This window comes from Parasegetibacter sp. NRK P23 (genome assembly GCF_023721715.1).
In the GTDB taxonomy this organism is placed as follows: domain Bacteria; phylum Bacteroidota; class Bacteroidia; order Chitinophagales; family Chitinophagaceae; genus Parasegetibacter.
In genome coordinates, this window is sequence record NZ_JAMDLG010000001.1 from 2,549,399 (window position 1) to 2,569,148 (window position 19,750).

At 49.1% G+C, this 19,750-nt stretch carries 19 protein-coding genes; 15 read left to right on the forward strand and 4 right to left on the reverse strand.

The window, feature by feature from the left end; all coding sequences use genetic code 11:
• Positions 1 to 22: 22 nt before the first annotated feature.
• From rpe to M4J38_RS10410, 9 genes are all read left to right on the forward strand, one after another.
• A complete protein-coding gene (gene rpe / locus M4J38_RS10370; protein WP_251759490.1) occupies positions 23 to 682 on the forward strand; it encodes a ribulose-phosphate 3-epimerase in 660 nt (219 codons plus the stop codon).
• Positions 683 to 693: 11 nt separating this feature from the next.
• Positions 694 to 3,186, forward strand: coding sequence for a TonB-dependent receptor (locus M4J38_RS10375; RefSeq protein ID WP_251759491.1), 2,493 nt, complete (start codon positions 694 to 696; stop codon positions 3,184 to 3,186).
• Positions 3,187 to 3,408: 222 nt separating this feature from the next.
• A complete protein-coding gene (locus M4J38_RS10380; protein WP_251759492.1) occupies positions 3,409 to 4,410 on the forward strand; it encodes a PhoH family protein in 1,002 nt (333 codons plus the stop codon).
• Between the two features lie 5 nt (positions 4,411 to 4,415).
• Entirely contained in the window at positions 4,416 to 4,841 is a 426-nt protein-coding gene (locus tag M4J38_RS10385) for a DUF4878 domain-containing protein (RefSeq protein WP_251759493.1), read from the forward strand.
• 3 nt (positions 4,842 to 4,844) lie between these two features.
• Complete coding sequence (locus M4J38_RS10390; protein WP_251759494.1) at positions 4,845 to 6,086, forward strand: voltage-gated chloride channel family protein; 1,242 nt, start codon at positions 4,845 to 4,847, stop codon at positions 6,084 to 6,086.
• 104 nt (positions 6,087 to 6,190) lie between these two features.
• Positions 6,191 to 6,748, forward strand: coding sequence for an inorganic diphosphatase (locus tag M4J38_RS10395; RefSeq protein WP_251759495.1), 558 nt, complete (start codon positions 6,191 to 6,193; stop codon positions 6,746 to 6,748).
• Between the two features lie 21 nt (positions 6,749 to 6,769).
• Positions 6,770 to 6,922: a hypothetical protein gene (locus M4J38_RS10400; protein ID WP_251759496.1), complete on the forward strand. Its 153-nt coding sequence runs from the start codon at positions 6,770 to 6,772 to the stop codon at positions 6,920 to 6,922.
• Positions 6,923 to 7,111: 189 nt separating this feature from the next.
• Positions 7,112 to 7,345 carry a DUF433 domain-containing protein gene (locus tag M4J38_RS10405; protein ID WP_251759497.1) on the forward strand — a complete coding sequence of 78 codons (234 nt, stop codon included), beginning with the start codon at positions 7,112 to 7,114 and terminating at the stop codon, positions 7,343 to 7,345.
• Positions 7,329 to 7,655, forward strand: coding sequence for a DUF5615 family PIN-like protein (locus M4J38_RS10410; protein ID WP_251759498.1), 327 nt, complete (start codon positions 7,329 to 7,331; stop codon positions 7,653 to 7,655). Before M4J38_RS10405 ends, M4J38_RS10410 begins: the two co-directional genes overlap by 17 nt.
• A gap of 71 nt (positions 7,656 to 7,726) precedes the next feature.
• On the opposite strand, the gene M4J38_RS10415 is transcribed toward M4J38_RS10410, so the two are convergent.
• Positions 7,727 to 8,542 (reverse strand): C40 family peptidase, encoded by an 816-nt coding sequence (locus M4J38_RS10415; RefSeq protein ID WP_251759499.1) that lies wholly within the window; start codon positions 8,540 to 8,542, stop codon positions 7,727 to 7,729.
• Between the two features lie 72 nt (positions 8,543 to 8,614).
• Between M4J38_RS10415 and M4J38_RS10420 the strand changes: the two genes are divergently transcribed.
• Positions 8,615 to 9,181, forward strand: coding sequence for an RNA polymerase sigma factor (locus M4J38_RS10420; protein WP_251759500.1), 567 nt, complete (start codon positions 8,615 to 8,617; stop codon positions 9,179 to 9,181).
• Positions 9,178 to 9,531: a hypothetical protein gene (locus tag M4J38_RS10425; RefSeq protein ID WP_251759501.1), complete on the forward strand. Its 354-nt coding sequence runs from the start codon at positions 9,178 to 9,180 to the stop codon at positions 9,529 to 9,531. The genes M4J38_RS10420 and M4J38_RS10425 overlap by 4 nt, the downstream gene beginning before the upstream one ends.
• On the opposite strand, the gene M4J38_RS10430 is transcribed toward M4J38_RS10425, so the two are convergent.
• Both M4J38_RS10430 and M4J38_RS10435 read right to left on the reverse strand, forming a co-directional pair.
• Entirely contained in the window at positions 9,525 to 10,001 is a 477-nt protein-coding gene (locus tag M4J38_RS10430; RefSeq protein WP_251759502.1) for a nucleoside deaminase, read from the reverse strand. The genes M4J38_RS10425 and M4J38_RS10430 overlap by 7 nt on opposite strands.
• Positions 9,998 to 10,195: a hypothetical protein gene (locus M4J38_RS10435; RefSeq protein WP_251759503.1), complete on the reverse strand. Its 198-nt coding sequence runs from the start codon at positions 10,193 to 10,195 to the stop codon at positions 9,998 to 10,000. The genes M4J38_RS10430 and M4J38_RS10435 overlap by 4 nt, the downstream gene beginning before the upstream one ends.
• Positions 10,196 to 10,202: 7 nt before the next feature.
• Here M4J38_RS10435 and M4J38_RS10440 point away from each other — a divergent pair, with 7 nt between their 5' ends.
• On the forward strand, positions 10,203 to 10,514 hold the full coding sequence (locus M4J38_RS10440; RefSeq protein ID WP_251759504.1) for a hypothetical protein: 312 nt from the start codon (positions 10,203 to 10,205) through the stop codon (positions 10,512 to 10,514).
• 55 nt (positions 10,515 to 10,569) lie between these two features.
• On the opposite strand, the gene M4J38_RS10445 is transcribed toward M4J38_RS10440, so the two are convergent.
• Positions 10,570 to 11,670 carry a lipase family protein gene (locus M4J38_RS10445; RefSeq protein WP_251759505.1) on the reverse strand — a complete coding sequence of 367 codons (1,101 nt, stop codon included), beginning with the start codon at positions 11,668 to 11,670 and terminating at the stop codon, positions 10,570 to 10,572.
• A gap of 165 nt (positions 11,671 to 11,835) precedes the next feature.
• Between M4J38_RS10445 and M4J38_RS10450 the strand changes: the two genes are divergently transcribed.
• From M4J38_RS10450 to M4J38_RS10460, 3 genes are all read left to right on the forward strand, one after another.
• A complete protein-coding gene (locus M4J38_RS10450) occupies positions 11,836 to 12,327 on the forward strand; it encodes a hypothetical protein (protein WP_251759506.1) in 492 nt (163 codons plus the stop codon).
• Positions 12,328 to 12,395: 68 nt separating this feature from the next.
• The gene (locus M4J38_RS10455; RefSeq protein WP_251759507.1) at positions 12,396 to 17,396 is read left to right on the forward strand and encodes a translocation/assembly module TamB domain-containing protein; all 5,001 of its coding nucleotides are present in this window, start codon (positions 12,396 to 12,398) and stop codon (positions 17,394 to 17,396) included.
• 3 nt (positions 17,397 to 17,399) lie between these two features.
• Positions 17,400 to 19,661 (forward strand): BamA/TamA family outer membrane protein, encoded by a 2,262-nt coding sequence (locus M4J38_RS10460; RefSeq protein WP_251759508.1) that lies wholly within the window; start codon positions 17,400 to 17,402, stop codon positions 19,659 to 19,661.
• Positions 19,662 to 19,750: the final 89 nt, after the last annotated feature.

Below are 19,750 nucleotides of genomic sequence, written 5' to 3' on the forward strand. Positions count from 1 at the left end.
ATTATCTCCAAAAACTGATACAATGCCGATCATCGCTCCCTCCCTGCTTGCCGCCAATTTCCTGCGTTTACAGGAAACCTGCGACATGCTGAACGCTTCAGAAGCAGACTGGTTCCACCTCGACGTAATGGACGGGCGATTTGTGCCGAACATCAGTTTCGGCCTGCCCGTGATTGAACAGATCAGGACCACCACCCAAAAAACCTGTGACGTTCACCTGATGATCGAGGAACCGGGTTTATACGCTGAGGCGTTCAAAAAAGCAGGCGCGGATATATTAACGGTACACATTGAAGCCTGTCCGCACCTCCACCGGAACATTCAACAGATACGGCAACTGGGTATGAAACCCGGTATCGCTGTTAACCCGCATACCCCCATTCACCTGCTTACCGATATCATCAACGATGTGGATGTGGTTTGCCTGATGAGTGTGAATCCTGGTTTTGGCGGGCAACAATTCATTCCGCATACCTTAGAAAAGATCAGGCAACTTAAAAAACTGATCGAGGAACGCAAAGCCTCGGCGCTGATCGAAATTGACGGCGGCGTTACCGAAGACAACGCGGCACAAATACTGGGTGCCGGGGCAGACGTACTGGTAGCTGGCAGCACCGTTTTCAAATCGAAAGACCCAATGGCCACCATCGCCGCTTTAAAGAATACCCAACCCATTAGCTGAACCAACGCTGAATGCTATCCCCCACTATTTTCCGCTGCTTATTGATTTCTTTCCTCCTGCTTTCTTTAGGAAAAATAGCCGTCGCGCAAAACAAAACGGCTACCGTAAAAGGCATAATACTGAATGAGAATGATCATCCGCTGAGTGGCGCCTCGATTTCAATGCTGGGAAAGAACGGCGGATTGAATTCCAATGATTCCGGCCGGTTTGAATGGACCGTTCCCTCCAACAAAGCCTTTGCGCTGGTATTTACTTATACAGGATACAAGCCGCTTCAGAAGAATTTCATCCTGAATACCGGGGAGGTGGAAACGATCACCATTAAGCTTGAAAGGGAAACCAATACTTTAAAAGAAGTAGTGGTCACCAACAATGCCGACCGTTATCAACCGGGATTGGTGAGCATTAACCCTAAAAACGCGTTGATACTTCCTTCTACCACAGGCGGCATTGAAAGCCTTATCAAAATACTGGTAGGTTCCAACAATGAGCTGACCTCCCAATATTCCGTGCGGGGTGGCAATTATGATGAGAACCTTATCTATATCAACGATTTTGAAGTATACAGACCATACCTGGTGCGCAGCGGACAACAGGAAGGGTTGAGTTTCATTAACCCCGAACTTACACGCAGCGTACAATTTTACAATGGCGGTTTCCAAGCGAAATATGGCGATAAAATTTCTTCGGTACTCGATATAAAATACAAACAACCTTCGCGCAGCGGCGGATCCGCTTACATCTCCCTGCTGGAACAGGGACTGCACCTGGAAGGCGCCTCCAGGAACGGCAAACTCAGTTGGCTGGCCGGGGCCAGGAACAGAAGCAACCGCAACCTGCTGGCGAGCCAGGAAACACAGGGCAATTACGTACCTTCCTCTTCTGATGTGCAGGCTTTCCTGACGTATCGCCCCAACAACCGTTGGGAACTATCGGCCACGGGTATCCGCTCTGGAACAAAGTTTAGTCTGGAACCCACCTTCAGCCAGCAATCCACCTCGGTATTCAGTCCCTTCTACACCGCCAACATCGCCCTCGATATTTATTTTGAAGGAAAAGAAAAAGACCGGTACGCCACCAATATGCTCGGCATTTCCGCGGAGCGCATCGTGAACGATAAACTCCGGCTCAAATGGATGGCTTCTTATTTTCAGAACAAAGAAGAAGAATCCATCGACATTTCAGGCACCTATCTTTTTGGAGAAAGAGAATTCGATAAAAGCAAACCGGAATTTGGTTCCATCACCAATCCCCTTGGTGCCGGACTTTACCAGCAGTTCGCCCGGAACAGGCTCAACCTCCAGAACCTGCACCTCTCTCACAAAGGAGCGCTGGATGCAGGAAAACATTTCATCCAATGGGGACTTGGCCTTGAGCAATACAATATCTACGACAAACTGAATGAATGGGAGTTGCAGGATTCAGCAGGTTACTCCCTTCCCTACCAGCCCGGCGCGCTCACCCTGAACAAAGCGATCCGTTCCAATGCGGACCTGGATTTCATCAGACTGACCGGGTACCTTCAGGACAATCTTCTCCCTTCAGATTCAGGAAAATTTACTTTACAGGCAGGACTTCGCTTCAATTACAACGCACTCAATAAAGAACTGTTGCTGTCGCCACGACTGCAGGGCACGTTCAGGCCGGAATGGAAGAAGGACATTATTTTCCGTGCTTCACTCGGCGCTTACCACCAGCCTCCTTTTTACCGCGAACTCCGCAGACCCGATGGCAGCGTGAACCGCGACCTGCTGGCACAGAAAAGCTGGCAGGTCAGCGCGGGAATGGATTACCAGTTTACCTGGAACGACCGTCCCTTCCGCCTTACCACCGAAGCATGGTACAAGAACCTGTACGATGTGGTTACCTACGACCAGGAGAACGTGAAGATCCGTTACGCAGGAGAGAACAACGCAAAAGCCTATGCCGCCGGATTTGAAACCCGCCTCTTCGGAGAGATCGTAAAAGACGCGGAAAGCTGGGTGAGCCTGGGTTTCATGCGCACAAGAGAGAACCTGGAAAACGATACTTATTACAACTACACACTGGATGAACAGAACAATCCAACCGACAGCACTTTGGTGAACGGAGGCTGGTTCAGGCGCCCTACCGACCGCTTCATCACCTTCGGCCTTTTCTTCCAGGACTACCTTTCCACCAACAAGAACTTCAAGGTGCACATTAACGCTATTTACGGCAGCAATATGCCCTTTAACTTACCCAATAGCGTGAAGTACAGAAACGCGCTCATCATTGAACCCTACATCCGCATGGACATGGGATTCAGCGCGCTTTTACTGGACACCGACGCCAGCAACAGGAGAAGCAAAAGCCCGTTCAGGAACTTCAAAAACATCTGGCTCAGCCTCGAGGTGTTCAACCTCATCGACAGGGCGAATACCATTTCTTACCAGATGGTGAAAGACTTTTCCAACAACGTTTTCTCCATTCCCAACCGGCTCACACCCCGGTTGCTGAACATCAAACTCGTGGGGCGCTGGTAAACGTTAAAAAACAGCATTACACAATTTCGGTTAAGAATTAAATAACAGTGCTTTACAGACATTTCTTTCAACATCCTGTTAATAACTAAAATTGCATCTAATAGTGTTCAAAAACTATATTTGGTTAGAAGCGTTATCAGTGTATGACCTTCATTGCTGAAGGCATATAAATTGCACTGAACCTTTGCAGCGCCAGTAATTGTGAACCAAAATTCGAACACCTTGACAGACACGATCATCAACCTCGAAACGGTGAACCCCATTGAATTCTTCGGGGTCAACAACGGAAAGCTGGACCTCCTGAAAAAGAAATTCCCACTACTCAAGATCCTCTCACGCGGCACACAGATCAAACTCAGCGGCGCCCCTGAACAAGTGGAAACCGCCAAAGAAAAGATCGACCTCATTGTGCAGTACCTCGAAAGAAACGGACACATGAGTGAGAATTATTTTGAACAGATCCTTGGTGGAGACGATGCCGAGACCGTTGACAATTTTGTAGAAAGAAATCCGAACGACATTTTAGTATTTGGTCCGAACGGAAAAACCGTACGCGCCCGGACGGCCAACCAGAAACGCATGGTAACCGCCTGCGATAAGAATGATATTGTATTCGCAATCGGACCCGCGGGTACCGGTAAAACATATACTGCCGTAGCCCTGGCCGTACGCGCCCTGAAAAACAAGGCCGTTAAAAAAATCATCCTCACACGTCCCGCGGTGGAAGCAGGCGAAAGCCTTGGTTTTTTACCCGGCGACCTGAAAGAAAAAATTGATCCGTATCTTCGTCCGCTATACGATGCGCTGGACGACATGATTCCCGCCGATAAACTTGGTTACTACATGAGTACCAGGACCATCGAAATTGCACCGCTGGCTTATATGCGCGGAAGAACGCTGGACAACGCCTTCATCATCCTCGATGAGGCGCAGAACTCCAACGAACTGCAATTGAAAATGTTCCTGACCCGTATAGGCGCCAACGCGAAAGCCATTATAACGGGAGACCCCACACAGGTGGACCTTCCCAAGAACCAGCGAAGCGGTCTGGATAAAGCCACCCGCATCCTGAAACACATTGATGGCATCGCGCATATTGAGCTGGACGAAGAAGACGTTGTAAGGCACAGACTGGTGAAAGCCATTATCCGCGCCTACGACAAAGACAAGGAACGTGAGGAAGCGTATCTGGAACAACGATCCCAGAACAGACATCAATCATAATTCAAATGTTGAAAAGTAAAAAACGCAGCCTGTTATTGTTCTTAACCACAGTAACAGGCTGTTGGCTTGCATGCAATTCCCACGACGACGCGCCAAAAAATGCAGAGAACGCCCTTGACGCCGGCAGAGAATTTGTGCGCGCCTCTTTAGATGGCAATTACAAGAAAGCCGCCTTTTTCCTCCTCGAAGACAGTACAAACCAGAACCTGCTCACCCGCTGGGAAGAGAGTTACCGCAACCTTTCCTCCGACGACCGGGAGGCTTTCCGCCGGGCCAGCATCACCATCAATTCAGAAGAAGAAGTAAGCGACTCCGTTTCCATCATCAACTTCTCGAACAGTTACAAAAAGAAACCCCAGGTATTAAAGGTCATCAAAAGAGACGGCACCTGGAAAGTGGATTTCAAGTACACGTTCTCCGGAAACCTGTAACGGATGTCCGCAAAGTATTATCTGCTTCAAACAATCCGGGTACTGCTGATCAGCGGCGCTACCGGTTCGCTCGTGGCATTTTTTCTTGTTTCGCTGGATATGGCCACCAATCTGCGCTGGCAACATCCGTGGCTGTTGTATTTGTTGCCTGTGGCCGGTTTGGGTATATGGTACCTGTACCATCATTACGGCAAAAACAGTGAGAAGGGGAATAACCTTTTGCTGAACGAAATTCAATCGCCCGATGCCGGCATTCCGAGGAGAATGGCCCCGCTGGTGTTGGCATCCACCCTCATCACTCATCTTTTTGGCGGTTCGGCCGGTCGCGAAGGAACCGCCGTCCAGATTGGCGGCAGCATGGCCGCTTCTTTTTTTCCGATTTTCAAGATTGGTCCCCAGGATAAAACATTGCTTATTTCAGCGGGCATGGCGGCTGGATTCGGCGCGGTTTTCGGAACGCCCGTTACAGGTGCCATCTTCGCACTTGAAGTAGTTTCCATCGGCAATATCCGCTACCGTTCACTCCTTTTCTGCATGATCGCGGGTTATGCCGGGCACCTCACCTGCATGGCCTGGGGTGTGCACCACACTTTATATAAGGTCCAAACCATCGCGGAAGCCGATCCCTACCTCACCGATCCCTTGCTTTGGGTAAAAGCCGTGGCGGCAGGTGTAGCTTTCGGTCTGGCAGGACGCTTGTTCGCCTGGTCGGTGCGCAACTGGAGCGCGGAAATGAAAAGAATTATGCCTAAACCCTGGCTGGTGCCAGTGGCGGGGGGCATTGTAATGGTAGCATTGGGCAGCCTGCCGGGAGCGGGTGATTACCTGGGGCTGGGCGTGCATACCAAAGATGGAACCGGAGTTTCTATCATCAACGCATTCCAGACTGGCGGAGCCGATACCTTCAGTTGGGCCATCAAACTGGCTTTCACGGCCATCACACTGGGTTCGGGCTTCAAAGGCGGTGAAGTGACCCCGTTATTTTTTATCGGGGCAACACTGGGCAATGTACTGGCCCCGGTATTGGGCGTTCCGGTAGACCTGTTCGCGGGTCTTGGGTTCATCGCTGTGTTCTGTGGCGCCACCAATACCCCCATCGCCTGTACCCTTATGGGCGCCGAATTGTTTGGCGGCGGGAACATCCTGTACTTCGCCACCGCTTGTGTGGCGGCTTACATGGTGAGCGGGCACAAAGGAATTTACAGTGCGCAAACCATTGCTGAACCAAAATCTATCCACAAATAATATAATTTTCACGCAAACGAGTGCATCAATAAAAGAGGAACACTACTTTTGCACCGCCTTAAGACCTTACTCAAAACAAAACATATATTAAGTAAAAAACAAATATGCATCAAGTGTTACACCCCTGGCACGGCGTTGAACCCGGTGACCAGGCCCCAAGAGTGGTAAATGTGATCATCGAGATACCCCAGGGCTCGAGAGCAAAATACGAGATCGACAAAGCAAGCGGCCTGCTGAAACTGGACCGTGTGATCTACTCTTCTTTCCACTACCCTGTGAACTACGGATTTATTCCCCAGACTTATGGTGACGATAAGGATCCGCTGGACATCCTCGTGTTCACGTCGCTCCCCGTGCAGCCCCTCACCCTCATGGAAGCCAAAGTGATCGGCGTAATGCAGATGATCGATGGCGGAGACGGAGACGATAAGATCATCGCGGTGGCATCTAACGATCCCAGTGTGAACCACTACAACAATATGGAAGAACTGCCCCCGCATTTCTTCAGTGAGCTGCGTCACTTCTTCGAAGAATACAAAAGGCTCGAGAACAAGACCGTAAAAGTGGAAGAATTCCAGGATAAGGCCACTGCGCTCAAAATTGTGAGCGATGCCATCAAGCTTTACCAGGAAAACTTCGGAAATAAAGAACAAAACGCTTAATTTCGCCAAAATTTTAAACGTATGGAAGAAAAAAAATCAACCGGTAAATATTGGGTTTACTTCTTTTTATCGCTTGCTTTGATGGCAGGTATGTGGTTCCTCCTTCCTGAATATTCTTCCCTCTCCCTCGCGTTTGTGGTCACCGCATTCGTGAAGGCCATGGATATGATGTAAGCTTTTTTCAAATATTGGATAAAGGCCGCCTGTATGGTGGCCTTTTTTTATGGGTTAAAACACCTATTTTTTTGCAATGGTCATTGAGATAGTTTTGTGTTTATGAAAGACATTTCTTTATTAAACAGGCACACTGGCGCTCACTATGATTATCCTTCAAAAAGGGTACATTTGGATAAACGTAGTTTCATGAGCGGAAAAATTATCCATATCGACCCGGAGATCCTTGGCGGCACGCCGGTATTCTTCGGCACAAGGGTACCGATTAAGAACCTGTTTGACTACCTCGAAACAGGTGATTCCATCGAAACCTTCCTGAACGATTTTGAAGGGGTACAAAAAGAGCAGGTGATCAAATTATTGGAGATGTCTCAAAAACTTATTGAAACATCTACAAACATCCTGAATGAAAATTTTGCTTGATGAATGTGTAACCAGAAAACTGAAACCTTTCCTGGCTGAATATGAAGTGTACACCGTTGCGGAATGCGGGTGGAGCGGAATCAAGAATGGTAAATTGATGGGATTGTGCAGGGATCATGCTTATGATGTACTGATTACGATCGATAAAAACCTGATCTTTCAGCAACACTTAAAAGATTTTCCAGTTTGTATCGTGGTGCTGAATACTACTACAAGTAAATTGGAGGAATTAAGGGCGTTCCTTCCGGCGTTGAAATCAATGCTGCCATTACTCGAGCCGTCCAAAGCTTATATCGTTAATTCGTCTTAATACCGGCGTTCCGGATTACGCAACGGAAGTAAAGTTGAATAAAAACACCAGGCCTTGCATACGTCCAATACCTACTCAAAAACATATTCCGGCAGCACCCTGCGCAATAACCGCAATTTATGTGTGCGCTCGCCGGTGGTACTGCTGATGATTCCTTCGTGGTGGATCAAATCCACCCGCACTTCTCCTGATGCGTGGATAATTTGTCCGTCGCCGAGTAACAACCCCACGTGCGTGATTTTTCCTTCTTCGTTGTCGAAGAAAGCCAGGTCGCCGCAACGGGTCTCTTCGAGGAAGCCGATTTCTTTTCCCTGCCCTGCCTGCATTGACGCATCCCTGAGCAATGGCACCCCCATTAATTTGAACACCTGTTGTACGAAACCGCTGCAGTCTGCGCCGAAAACGGATTTTCCGCCCCACAGGTAACCGGTGTGAAGAAACTGGAACGCGAGCCCTTTCAGGATTACATCTTCACGAAGTGTTTCAGACCGGCGCCACAAAATCCCTTTATACAACAACTGAAGTTTGCCCCACGAAAAACCTTCGGGATGAAATCCGGGCAGGGACGCGCCAAGCGGAATGCGCACCGGCTCGCCGTTCAACATCACATCGTTCACCCAATCGCCCGCAAATGCTTCGCTTTCCTGCTCAAACAATGATGCATCTATAGCATGAAGCTGCGCTTGCTGGCACCAGCCTTCATAACCATCAAAACGCAACTGCACTTTCACCCATCCCCCCGGTTCATTTTCGAGTATGCGGCACCGTTCCCCAAACAGGAGCTGGCTCACCATTTCAGCACGATGCGAAGCGGTGGCGCGCAAAGGGGCGACTGGCACAATGCAGATGGCAACAGAAAATTGTTCCTCCGAAAAAAGAGTTTGCATAATAAAATATTGATGTGCCGATTTTTATGGAAATTTACCAAGAATCCATCAAACAGGAAACCTTAGCGGCACGTGGCGATCAAATCATTTGAAGACATTACCGACCAGGAACTGCTGAACCGGTTCCGCCACCAGCAGAACAATGAGTGGCTGGGCGTCCTGTTCGAACGGTACACCATGCTGCTGTTCGGCGTTTGCATGAAGTACCTGAAAGATGAAGACGAAGCACGCGATGCCGTACAACAGGTATTTCTGAAAGCACTCACCGAACTGCAGAAGTATGAAGTGAGCTACTTCAAATCCTGGGTGTACATGATCGCGAAGAACCATTGCCTGATGCAACTGAGGGGAAAACCGCAGAAGACGGAACTGCACGAGCACACGCTTTCTTCCGAATCAGAAATACCAGTGGAAGAAATCCTGGAACACGAATGGCAACTGAACCTGATGGAATCGGTGATCCCCCTGCTGAACCCGGAGCAACAACGGTGCATCAAACTGTTCTACCTGGAAAAAAAATCCTACCAGCAGATATGCGCTGAAACCGGTTTTTCGATGTTGCAGGTGAAGAGCCATATCCAGAACGGAAAACGCAACCTCCGCATCCTTATGGAACGTAAAATGAAGCGACCATCATGAACGAACAATCACCATACGAACAAGGAAACGGCCCCATCGATGAAAAGATGCTGCTCAAATTCCTGCGCGGTGAACTGAACGAACAGGAAGCCGCGGAAATGGAAGCGAGGATGGCAGCGTCCGACTTCGAGAAAGACGCGCTGGAAGGCCTGTCGCTGGTTTCTCCTGCTACGCCCATCGCCGACCATGTGCAGCAAATCAACCTACACCTGGAAACGCAGTTGAAAAAAAAGAACCGGGGCAGGAAGAAAAGAAAAATCTCCCTCCGATGGATTTATCTTGCACTCATCGTATTGCTGGGCCTGATCGTGATCGCTTATACCGTGCTGCACCTCCATTACCGTCAATAGATCGTTTTTCCGGGAAGATGTTTCCAGTCCTCGAAGACCAATGTGGCGGAAGGCACTGGTAAATGAATCAGTGGCACCTTTCTTAACTCAGTTGGCAGTTCCAGTTCATTGTAAATAAATGAGTCGTCGAAACCAATGGCCGCCGCATCGTGGCGCGTGTTCGCATAAAATACTTTTGATGGCCTTGCCCAATACAATGCCCCCAGGCACATCGGACAGGGTTCGCAGCTGGCATATACTTCACAACCATCCAGCTGAAAATGATCCAGGAACCTGCAGGCGTCCCTGATGGCCACCACTTCGGCATGCGCGGTAGGATCTTTGTGCGCTGCCACATTGTTCCAACCGCGGCCCACCACTTCATCTCCTTTTACGATCACGCAGCCGAAAGGGCCGCCATATCCACCTTCCATTCCTTTCCGTGAAAGGGCTATGGCCATTTGCATGAAATGTAGTTCACGTCCGGTCATTTCTTTTTCTTTTTAGTCTTTGCGCCAGGTAAAATAGCCGTTACTTTCTCCTTCAGATCGGTGATCTTTTCGCTGGCGGCTTCGGCAATTTCAGCAGTCTTTTCTTTTACATCATCCCAAACCTGTGCAGCTTTTTCCTTTACTGTTTCGGCTGCCGCGGCGGCTTTTTCAGCAATCGACACTTCTTTTTTCATTGCCGGCTTGCGTACTTTCGCTGGGGTTTGTTTTGCAACGGGCCGGGCTTTTGTGGCAACAGTTTTGACCTTTTTAGGCGCTGTTTTTTTCGCCGGAACAGTCTTAACCGCTGCTTTTTTTAAAGGTGTTGCTTTCGTGGCAGCCTTTGTTTTTTTAACCGGTGACTTCACCAATTTTTTAACGGGTTTACCAGCGGTCTTTTTAACAGCGGCTTTCGTTGTTTTAACTGGCGCAACGGCTTTTTTAACGGTCTTTCTGACCGCCTTTTTCACGGAAGTTTTGGGAGTAGATGGCATAAACTTGTTTTGTAGTAAATGAATAAGGCCCTTATAAATTTACTGCATTACAAAACCATGCCGAAGCAAATTACCCACTATTTAAGCGGATACCACAAATTAAGCAGGTAACGGTACGCTTCAAAAGAATGGTGTACGAACACATTCTTCCCGGTAAAAACATACTGGTTAAAATAAGCGGAATCCGGCTGAAGAATGATGGGCACACCCGCTGTCTGGTAATTACTTTCGTGAGCGTAGGCAGGTTCTTCCATCTGCGGCATTGATTTTTTCACCTGTTTAAATACCGTTTTTCCCAGGTATTTCCGGAATCTTTTCACTGACTTACTGGAAGAGCGCTCCATCTTATTGTAGACATGATTGCCGTAGGCCCTCACCAGGAAAGGCTGCTTTTTCAGTGCCCCTTTTACATCTTTAAAGGGATTCACTTCATTAAAATCGCGTACGGTCTGGAGGGAGAAGGGCGTTTCGGGTACCCAATCCACTGCGTTCACGATCCTGAAACCCCATCCGTTCCGGGTAATAAAATCAAAATCGTAGGCGTAATACTGGTTGCCAGGTTTAGGCGCCGCGCTGCAATACGTTTTGAACCGGATGTCTTTGGGAAGCAATTCGGGCTCCAGGTATTCAAAGAAAGACCGCACCATATAACTCAACGCGCCACCCTGACTATGGCCGATAATGATGAATTCCTTCACGCCTTTCTGGTAAAGTTTTTTTACTTCCGCCAACATCGAAGGCGCCATATCCGCAAGCCCGGTGAGCCAGCCCACATGCACCATGGCGCGTGGATTCGCGGAAAGCCTGTACTGAAAATTAACGGAGTCCGATACTTTAATAGTACCGGTTGCCGGCACCATGGCCGCATAGAAGTTTTCGAGCCAGGAAGGCGTTTTTCCAATGGTGCCACGGATGGAAATGATCCCGGTTTTATTTTGAAAGGTCCACATTTCCCATTTATTGTAAAGTCCGGACACCTTTGAAGAATACACCCTTCGGTATTCGTTCCCTGGTCTGATCTTGGGTCCCGGCGTCAGTGAATCATAAAAATGCGCTCCGAGATTGAGCGCGTTCACATATTCCTTCGGATCAAATCCCGACTGAAGGATTTGAGCGGAAACTGAAAGCGAAACAATACACGAGAAAAGGATCAGCAGGATGCGGACTGAAAAACGCATGATTTTACTTTTTAATATTCAATCAATTAACTTAAGTAAAGTTGCTCATATTTCCAAAGAATGTGCATTTCATAGACCTGTCCAATATGAATTTTATATTAACAAATTGCGGACTGGAGTGCGGCAAGGGAGATGGCTGTACCTTTCCGGCGTAAAAAATGCATTATGGCTCAGATCTACGTTCACTCCCACCACGGCAACGAAGTATTCGAATTACAGAATGGCAACGGCACGGAAGTGTCTATCGTTTATAATCCTGCCCTGGCTACCCTCCGTGTAACGAGCCACGATGAGCAACGGATGTTTATTGTTGAGGAAGAAGAAAGCCTGCTTCAGAAGAAGCTGATCCTCAAAAATGAATATGGGGTAAAAATTGGACAAATGGGGAATGAGAAATGGCATATCGGCCGCGGTCACATTGATATTGAACAGGAACGCTTCTTTTACAAATGGCAGAAATCTCCCGCAACTGAACTCATCATTTACCAGGATTCTCTTTCCAATCCGTTATTACGTTCAGCCTTAAACGCCGATCAGGCTTCATCTCTGGAGCAGTTGCACCGCAGGTCGGGCGCTGGTCAGTGCCTGTTGATGGCGCTCTGCTGGCACCTCTTCCTTCCCGTATCCAGGGAGCACAGTCTCTCACACGCCGTATAGGTAATAATTTAATGTAATGTATTGAAGGTATTGGCGTTATCTTTGAATAACGACCATTAATACCTCGCATGGAAAAGACAAAACGACCAATTTACAGGCGCATACTTCGTGGGCTGGCATGGCTGTTTGGCATAGTGGTCGTGTTACTGGTGTTGCTGACCCTGATCCTGCAAACCCCATGGGCACAGGGAAAAATCAAAAACATCGCGGTAAGTTATCTTGAAAAGACACTCAAGACAAACATTGAAATAGGCTCTATCCGAATCAACTGGTTGTACAACCTGGAATTATCGGGTATAAGAGTGGATGACCAACAGCAGAAAACACTGCTCTACATCGGCGAACTGGAAGCCTCCTACCGCCTGCTGGACCTGTTAAGTAATCAACTGACCATACACAGCGTAGAAGTGGATAGTTTATACGCCAACGCATACAGGCCCGTAAATACCGACCAGTTCAATTTCAGTTTTATTATTGATGCCTTCTCCGATAGCAGCGCCGCTCCGGCTGATACTTCATCGGCGGGAAGTGCCATGCGGTTCGATATCGGGAAACTTACGTTGAACAAACTGAACCTCACGTTCAATGACGCTTTCGGCGGACAATATTATATGCTGAAAGGGAACAGCATAAAAACGAAGATCAGATCCCTGGACCTAGAAAAACAACGCTATGATGTAGATTACTTGGAATCATTGGGATTGAACGGGGTCGTAAAATTCAGCGCTTCCAGAGATACCACCGTTGTTGAAGCGGTTGCCACACAAGGCAGTTCCCCACTTCCCGAAGTAAGCATCGGCAAAATCAGTCTCAAACAAACAACATTTATATTCGACGACGGGCCCGGTGGCATCAAAACACAAACTTACGCCGGGTTACTCCGGATAGACCGGTCCAACCTGAAGCTTGATGATAACCGGTTAATGGTAAAACAAGTATTGCTCCACGACCACCATACCGGCGTGGTAATGGGCCCTTCTGCTGAACCCCAGGCACCAGTCGCCTCCGTAGATGCAGATACCTCCGCGCCATTCCGGTTTTATGTGGAGCAACTCTCCCTGGCCAGGAACCAGTTCAGCTATAACGACAACAATACACCAGCGGCACCCGCGGGTATTGACTTTGCCCATCTTTTGCTGAGCGACCTGAATACCTCCATTGAAAAGATCAGCTATAACGGCGAAGAATATACGGCGTCCATCCGCAATATGACTGCCGGCGAACGCTCCGGCCTGCAATTAAAAGCATTGGAAGGCGATATCGTTTACGGCGATAAAGGCATCTCCTGGAAGAACGGTCGACTGCAGACCAACCGCAACCAGATCAATGCTGATCTCTATGCCAAATATGATTCCATCGGCCAGTTCACCAGCCATCCCCAGCTTGTGTCCATCGCCGCAGCGGTATCGAACACCTCCATCGTTTTGGATGACATGCTTTATTTTTCTCCTGAACTGGGAAAGAATGAATACGTGCGGCCGCTACTGGGCAAAACGTTCAAATTAAATACTACCCTGAAAGGCAAACTGAATAACCTGGATATTCCTTCGCTTACGCTGAACGAAGGGAAAACAAGCCTGAATGCCTCCGCCAAAGTAACCGGCCTTCCCGACGCTGAAAAAATGAAGATCGATCTCCGGCTCAAACAATTTTCGTCCACAAGAGAAGGCTTGCTGAGCTGGCTCCCGAAAGATTTATTGCCCGATAACATTCAGTTGCCTGAAACCTTTTCCCTCAGCGGTACCTACAATGGTACGCTAAGCAATATGCGCACTGATCTTCAACTGAAAACAAGTAGCGGCAATATCTCTATTAAAGGAAAACTGGAAAACATCACCGACCAACGCAATGCACGGTACGATATGGCGGTTTCCACCAACACGCTTGACCTGGGCTATCTCCTGAAAAATCCAGCCCTCGGCAAAACAACGGTGCAGGTTACCGCCAAAGGAAAAGGGTTAGACCCCAATACCGCCAATGCTGTATTTCAGGGTAACATCGCTTCGCTGGAAGCGAACGGCTATACCTATTCGAAAATGAAACTGAATGGTAGTTTACAAAACAAACTACTGAAAACGGCCCTGGATTCAGAAGATCCAAACCTTCAAACCAAATTAACGCTGGAGTACAGCCTTGACAGCACACGTCCCAGTCTTAAATCGAATATTGAAGCGTTTTTTGTTGACCTTAAAAAACTTGGCTTCACCCGGGAAGAACTTACCCTTAAAGGAAAGATAGACGCGGACCTTGCCAGCGCGGACCCCGATCATCCCGAAGGCGATATCACCATCCACGAAGTACAATTCGGCAGGAACGGCGAACTGTACCCGCTCGATAGTATTCGCATTGAGGCAACGCGGTTCGCTGATAGTCAACGCATCCGGGTGAATGCACCCTTTCTTCAGCTGGACCTGTCTGGAAAATATGGTCTTACCCAACTGGCCACACAAACGGGTGATATGATCCAAAGGTACCTCAGCGACAGACCGGATACTATTCCATTCCCACAAAACCCTCAGCAGGCAAGGCTTTCAGGTGTCATCTCTTATCCGAAGATCGCAGCTACCTTTGTTCCGGAATGGAAGTCGATGACGCCCATGCCCTTCAATGGCTTCATCAATACAGCCGATGCCACCCTCAATTTTGAGACCGCTACCAGACAAATACGGTATGGCAACTTCATCTTCGATTCCCTGCGCATTGACCTGGAAGGCAACAAAGACAGCATGAACTACTTTGCGGGTATCAGAAGGTTGATCAGCAGTGATTTCCCTTTGTTCAAAACCCAAGTGAGCGGAGGCATTTCCCAAAATACCATCAGTTGGGCCGTAAGTACAGACGACCGTGAGGAAAAAGAGCGGTACAGGTTAGCCGGTAGTCTGCAATCAGCCGGCACACGTAAAATATTACAATTGCAACCGGGCATTCTACTGAACGGCGCCAACTGGAACGTAAACCCCGAGAACCAGGTTGTATTTGAGGATGGCGGTCTTGCAGGTGGTGCGCTGGAACTGTCGCACCAGGGCCAGTCCATCACCGTAACAACCGGGGCGGGCGGGAAACCCGTTGAAATGCGTTTCAACAACTTCCCCATCGAAGCGCTTACGGCCATTATCGAAAAGGATACCACACTGGCAGAAGGTTACCTGAACGGAAGCGTCATTGTACCCGAACTGAAACCCTTCTCTTTTAACGCCGATATCCGGATCGATAGCCTGAAAGGATTGGGTTACCCCGTAGGTCAGTTGACCGCGCAGCTCAACAGCAAAGAAGCAGGTATTTACAATGTAAACGCGAACCTGGGCAGCAACGGAAACAATGTGGACATCGACGGATGGTACAACGCGAACGACAGCGGCAGCATGAACCTGGACGTAAAGCTATCCCCCATCAATATACGCAGCTTGCAACCCGTAATGACCAGCTTCCTGGATTCAATGAGGGGATTTATTAATGGGAATATCAGCGTAAAAGGAACGCCCTCCAAACCAATCATCAGGGGCAACCTGAACACACGTAACGCAAGCCTGGTATATAAGGCATACAACACATACGTGAACATGCCGAACGAAAGCATCATCTTCGATGAGCAGGGCATCCTCCTGAATGAATTCGTGCTGGCCGACAGCGCCCGTAACGAAGCTGTGGTCTCCGGAAGAATCCTCACCACGGATTACAGTAAGTTCCGTTTCAACCTGAAACTGGATGCCAGCAATTTCAGGGCGGTGAACGAACGCAGTAGCCCCGACCAATGGATTTACGGACCCGCCGCCATAGATGCCGCCCTCACCGTGAAAGGCGACCTGGATCTGCCCGTAATTGAAGGACAGGTGAAAGTAAGGGACGAGTCCAAACTTACCGTTATCATTAAAGAAGAAGACCCCGGGCTGGAAGACCGGAAAGGCATTATCGCTTTTGTAAACAGAAACGCGCCATTGGATTCCACCCTCATCCGCAACCAGGTAAAAAAAGACTCTTTGGAAGAGGATAAAGTTACGGGGATACAACTCAGTGTAAACACCGAAATCACCCCGACCTCTTCCCTCACCATCGTGCTGGATGAAATGAACGGGGACTTCCTCCAGGTGAATGGTACCGCCAGTCTCAACACCACCATCGACCCCAGCGGGAAAACAAGTATGACGGGCAGGTATGAAGTGGATGAAGGCAAATACCAGCTTTCCCTAAACCAACTCATCAAAAGGAATTTCGATATCGTGAAAGGTGGTACCATCATCTGGAACGGCGCCCCTACCGAAGCCACTTTGGACCTGAGCGCGGTGTACCGCCTGAACACCACTGCCTACACGCTGATCCAGGATGTGGTAAGCAATACCAACACCGCCGCGGTTCGCCAAAGACTTCCCTTTGAAGTGTACCTTAATATAGATGGAGAAATGCTCCAGCCGGAAATCTCCTTTAAACTTGATATGCCGGAGCAGGAACGGAACGCGTTCGGAGGAGTGGTGTATACCAGACTGAAACAAATTAACCAGGATCCTTCGGAACTGAACAAACAGGTGATGGGATTGCTGGTGCTGAACAACTTCATCGCAGACAACCCCTTCTCCAGCCTGGAAAGCAGTCTTTCAGGCGACCTCGCCTCCACGGCCCGGCGTACCGCGGGTAAGATCGTGGGCCAGCAACTCAACAACCTGCTGGGCGACGTTATTAAAGGCGTGGACCTGAATTTCGACCTGGAATCGCAGGACGATTATTCCAGCGGCAACAAGAATACACAAACCGATCTGAACATCAGCGCGTCCAAAAACCTGTTCAATGACCGCACCACCGTAACTGTTGGCAGCAGCATTGGCGTGGAAGGCGCACAAAATGCCAGTAACCTGGCGGGAGATATTTCCATTGAATACAAACTGTCGAGAGACGGCCGCTACCGGGTGAAACTTTACCGCCGTAACAACGATGATGTGGTGATACAGGGACAGTTCGTGGAAACCGGCGTCAGCTTTATCCTGTTTATGGACTACAATAACTTCAGGGAAATTCTCCAGCGCACACGGCAGGAAAAGATCATCCGGAGAAGAGACGAGGAGGACGACAAACAATAACGCATGACAAGGATCTTATACTACATACCATTCCTATTACTACTCGCCTCGTGCAGCAACCTGAAAAAGCTGCCCGCAGGTGATAAATTATACACAGGCGCCACCCTGAAATTCACCGATGATCCCAAGGGAAAAAAACTGTTGAGAACGGAATTAGAGGGCCTGATCCGGCCCGTACCCAACCGGAAAATACTGGGTATGCGCATCCCACTCAGTTTGTACAACCTGGCAAAGCCCCCGAAAGGAAAGGGACTGAACTACCTGCTCCGCGAAAAATGGGGAGAGCCACCGGTGCTGTTGAGCAAACTGCGGGCGGGCTATACCGCTGCGGTGCTCAGGAACCACTTGCAGAACAATGGCTTCTTCAATGCCACCACACTTTTTGAGACCATAGAAACTGAAAAAACCGCCAGAGCCGTTTATACCGTTCATGCCGGAGAAGCGTATCACATCAACAAAGTTGTACTTCCTGAAGACAGTTCCATGGTGGCTTCCATCATCCGGACCTATAGAAACGAGTCCGTATTAAAACCTGGGGAGCGGTTCAGTCTGGATAAAATAAAGGAGGAGCGCGACCGCATTGACCTGGCCCTGAAAGAAGAAGGATTCTTCTACTTTAACCCGGAATACCTGTTGGTGGAAGTAGATTCTTCTTTAAAAGGAAAAGTGGACCTCTATGTTACCGTTAAGCCTGAAACACCGGGTCTTGCGCGCCAGCCCTACCACATCAAAGAAGTGACCATTTACCCGAATTATTCGCTGGAGAAAGACTCGCTTATCCAGGAAGACAAAGTTCGTCCATACAAGGAATTCAGTCTGGTAGATGACGACAGCCTTTTCCGCCCCATCGTATTCGACCGGTCCGTGTTCCTCAAGCAGGACTCCATTTACCGGCGCTCTTCCCATAACATCACGTTGCGGCGCCTGGTTAGTTTAGGCAGTTTCAAATTCATCCGGGCAGCTTTTGAACGGGTACCAGGTCAGCCCTTGCTGAACGCTACACTTTTCCTGACGCCCTACCCCAAAAGAACGATCCAACTGGAACTGAACGGCAACAGTAAATCAAATAACTTCATTGGTTCGGAAGTATCGCTGCGCATGATCAACCGCAACCTGATGCGCGGGGCGGAGAAGTTGGACATCAGTCTGGGCGGCGGTTTCGAGAACCAGGTTGGCGGCGGTGCCACACAATTATCGACGAGATCACTTACACTGAACGGTGAAGTGGGACTCAGTTTTCCGCGCTTCATATCCCCTTTCAGAATCATCAACCCCAGAACGCCGTTCGTACCCAACACACGCATGGCGGTAGGTTACGAGATATTGAAAAGAACGGGCCTGTACACCCTGAAAGCTGTTCGCGGAAACTATGGCTACAACTGGAAACAGAACAATTTTTGGGAACATATATTCCTTCCGTTGAACTTCAATTACGTTTTGCCCTCGAATATTACGCCTGAGTTTGAAGCCATTCTTTCCCAGGACCTCGCGCTGCGGCAGTCTTTCGAAAAACAATTCATTATCGGGTCCACCTACACCTTGCGTTTCAGCAACCAGGCCGAGACCAAAAGATGGAACACCAGCTTCGCGGACTTTAATATCGACCTCTCCGGCAACGCGTTGGGCCTGCTCACAAAGGAAAGAAACGCATCAGGCCAGAAACAACTGCTGGGCAATCCGTTCTCTCAATATGTCCGGTTCACCGCAGACCTCCGCAATTACTGGAAACTGAGTGAAGGCGCCACCTGGGCCAACAGGTTCTTACTTGGCTACGGCTTTTCATATGGCAACTCGGAAGTAATGCCATTCGTAAAGCAATACTTTATCGGGGGAAGCAACAGCATCCGGGCTTTCAGGGCAAGAACACTGGGACCGGGCAGCTACCATTCCACCAGCAGCCAATTGCTCGCAAGCGAAGCCGGCGATGTGAAGCTGGAAATGAGTACTGAACTACGGGCCAAACTATTCAGCGTAGTGAACGGCGCCATTTTCGCCGATGCCGGCAACATCTGGTTCCGAAAAGAGAACGCGCAAAAACCCGGCAGCGGCCTGGAGGACTGGACCAAAGAGATAGCCGTTGGCGCCGGTGCAGGTCTCCGGTTCGATGCCTCCATACTGGTAGTACGATTCGACCTGGCTTTCCCCCTGCGCAAACCCTGGTATCCCGAAGGAAACAGGTGGGTACTGGACGAGATCAGTTTTGGCGACAAGCAATGGCGGAAGGAAAACATGGTGCTGAACATAGCGATCGGGTATCCGTTTTAACACCTATTGTACAAAAAGCCCGGTAGAAATTATATACCTTTGCCCCCGCAAATCAGGAATGCTTTGCCCCCATTTTAAACAAGCCGCAA

Excerpts from the sequence above, each read along its gene's own strand:
- rpe (WP_251759490.1), top strand. The coding sequence starts at position 23 with ATGCCGATCATCGCTCCCTCCCTGCTTGCCGCCAATTTCCTGCGTTTA.
- M4J38_RS10375 (WP_251759491.1), top strand. The coding sequence starts at position 694 with ATGCTATCCCCCACTATTTTCCGCTGCTTATTGATTTCTTTCCTCCTG.
- M4J38_RS10385 (WP_251759493.1), top strand. The coding sequence starts at position 4,416 with ATGTTGAAAAGTAAAAAACGCAGCCTGTTATTGTTCTTAACCACAGTA.
- M4J38_RS10390 (WP_251759494.1), top strand. The coding sequence starts at position 4,845 with ATGTCCGCAAAGTATTATCTGCTTCAAACAATCCGGGTACTGCTGATC.
- M4J38_RS10395 (WP_251759495.1), top strand. The coding sequence starts at position 6,191 with ATGCATCAAGTGTTACACCCCTGGCACGGCGTTGAACCCGGTGACCAG.
- M4J38_RS10400 (WP_251759496.1), top strand. The coding sequence starts at position 6,770 with ATGGAAGAAAAAAAATCAACCGGTAAATATTGGGTTTACTTCTTTTTA.
- M4J38_RS10405 (WP_251759497.1), top strand. The coding sequence starts at position 7,112 with ATGAGCGGAAAAATTATCCATATCGACCCGGAGATCCTTGGCGGCACG.
- M4J38_RS10410 (WP_251759498.1), top strand. The coding sequence starts at position 7,329 with ATGAAAATTTTGCTTGATGAATGTGTAACCAGAAAACTGAAACCTTTC.
- M4J38_RS10415 (WP_251759499.1), bottom strand. The coding sequence starts at position 8,542 with ATGCAAACTCTTTTTTCGGAGGAACAATTTTCTGTTGCCATCTGCATT.
- M4J38_RS10425 (WP_251759501.1), top strand. The coding sequence starts at position 9,178 with ATGAACGAACAATCACCATACGAACAAGGAAACGGCCCCATCGATGAA.
- M4J38_RS10430 (WP_251759502.1), bottom strand. The coding sequence starts at position 10,001 with ATGACCGGACGTGAACTACATTTCATGCAAATGGCCATAGCCCTTTCA.
- M4J38_RS10435 (WP_251759503.1), bottom strand. The coding sequence starts at position 10,195 with ATGAAAAAAGAAGTGTCGATTGCTGAAAAAGCCGCCGCGGCAGCCGAA.
- M4J38_RS10445 (WP_251759505.1), bottom strand. The coding sequence starts at position 11,670 with ATGCGTTTTTCAGTCCGCATCCTGCTGATCCTTTTCTCGTGTATTGTT.
- M4J38_RS10450 (WP_251759506.1), top strand. The coding sequence starts at position 11,836 with ATGGCTCAGATCTACGTTCACTCCCACCACGGCAACGAAGTATTCGAA.
- M4J38_RS10455 (WP_251759507.1), top strand. The coding sequence starts at position 12,396 with ATGGAAAAGACAAAACGACCAATTTACAGGCGCATACTTCGTGGGCTG.
- M4J38_RS10460 (WP_251759508.1), top strand. The coding sequence starts at position 17,400 with ATGACAAGGATCTTATACTACATACCATTCCTATTACTACTCGCCTCG.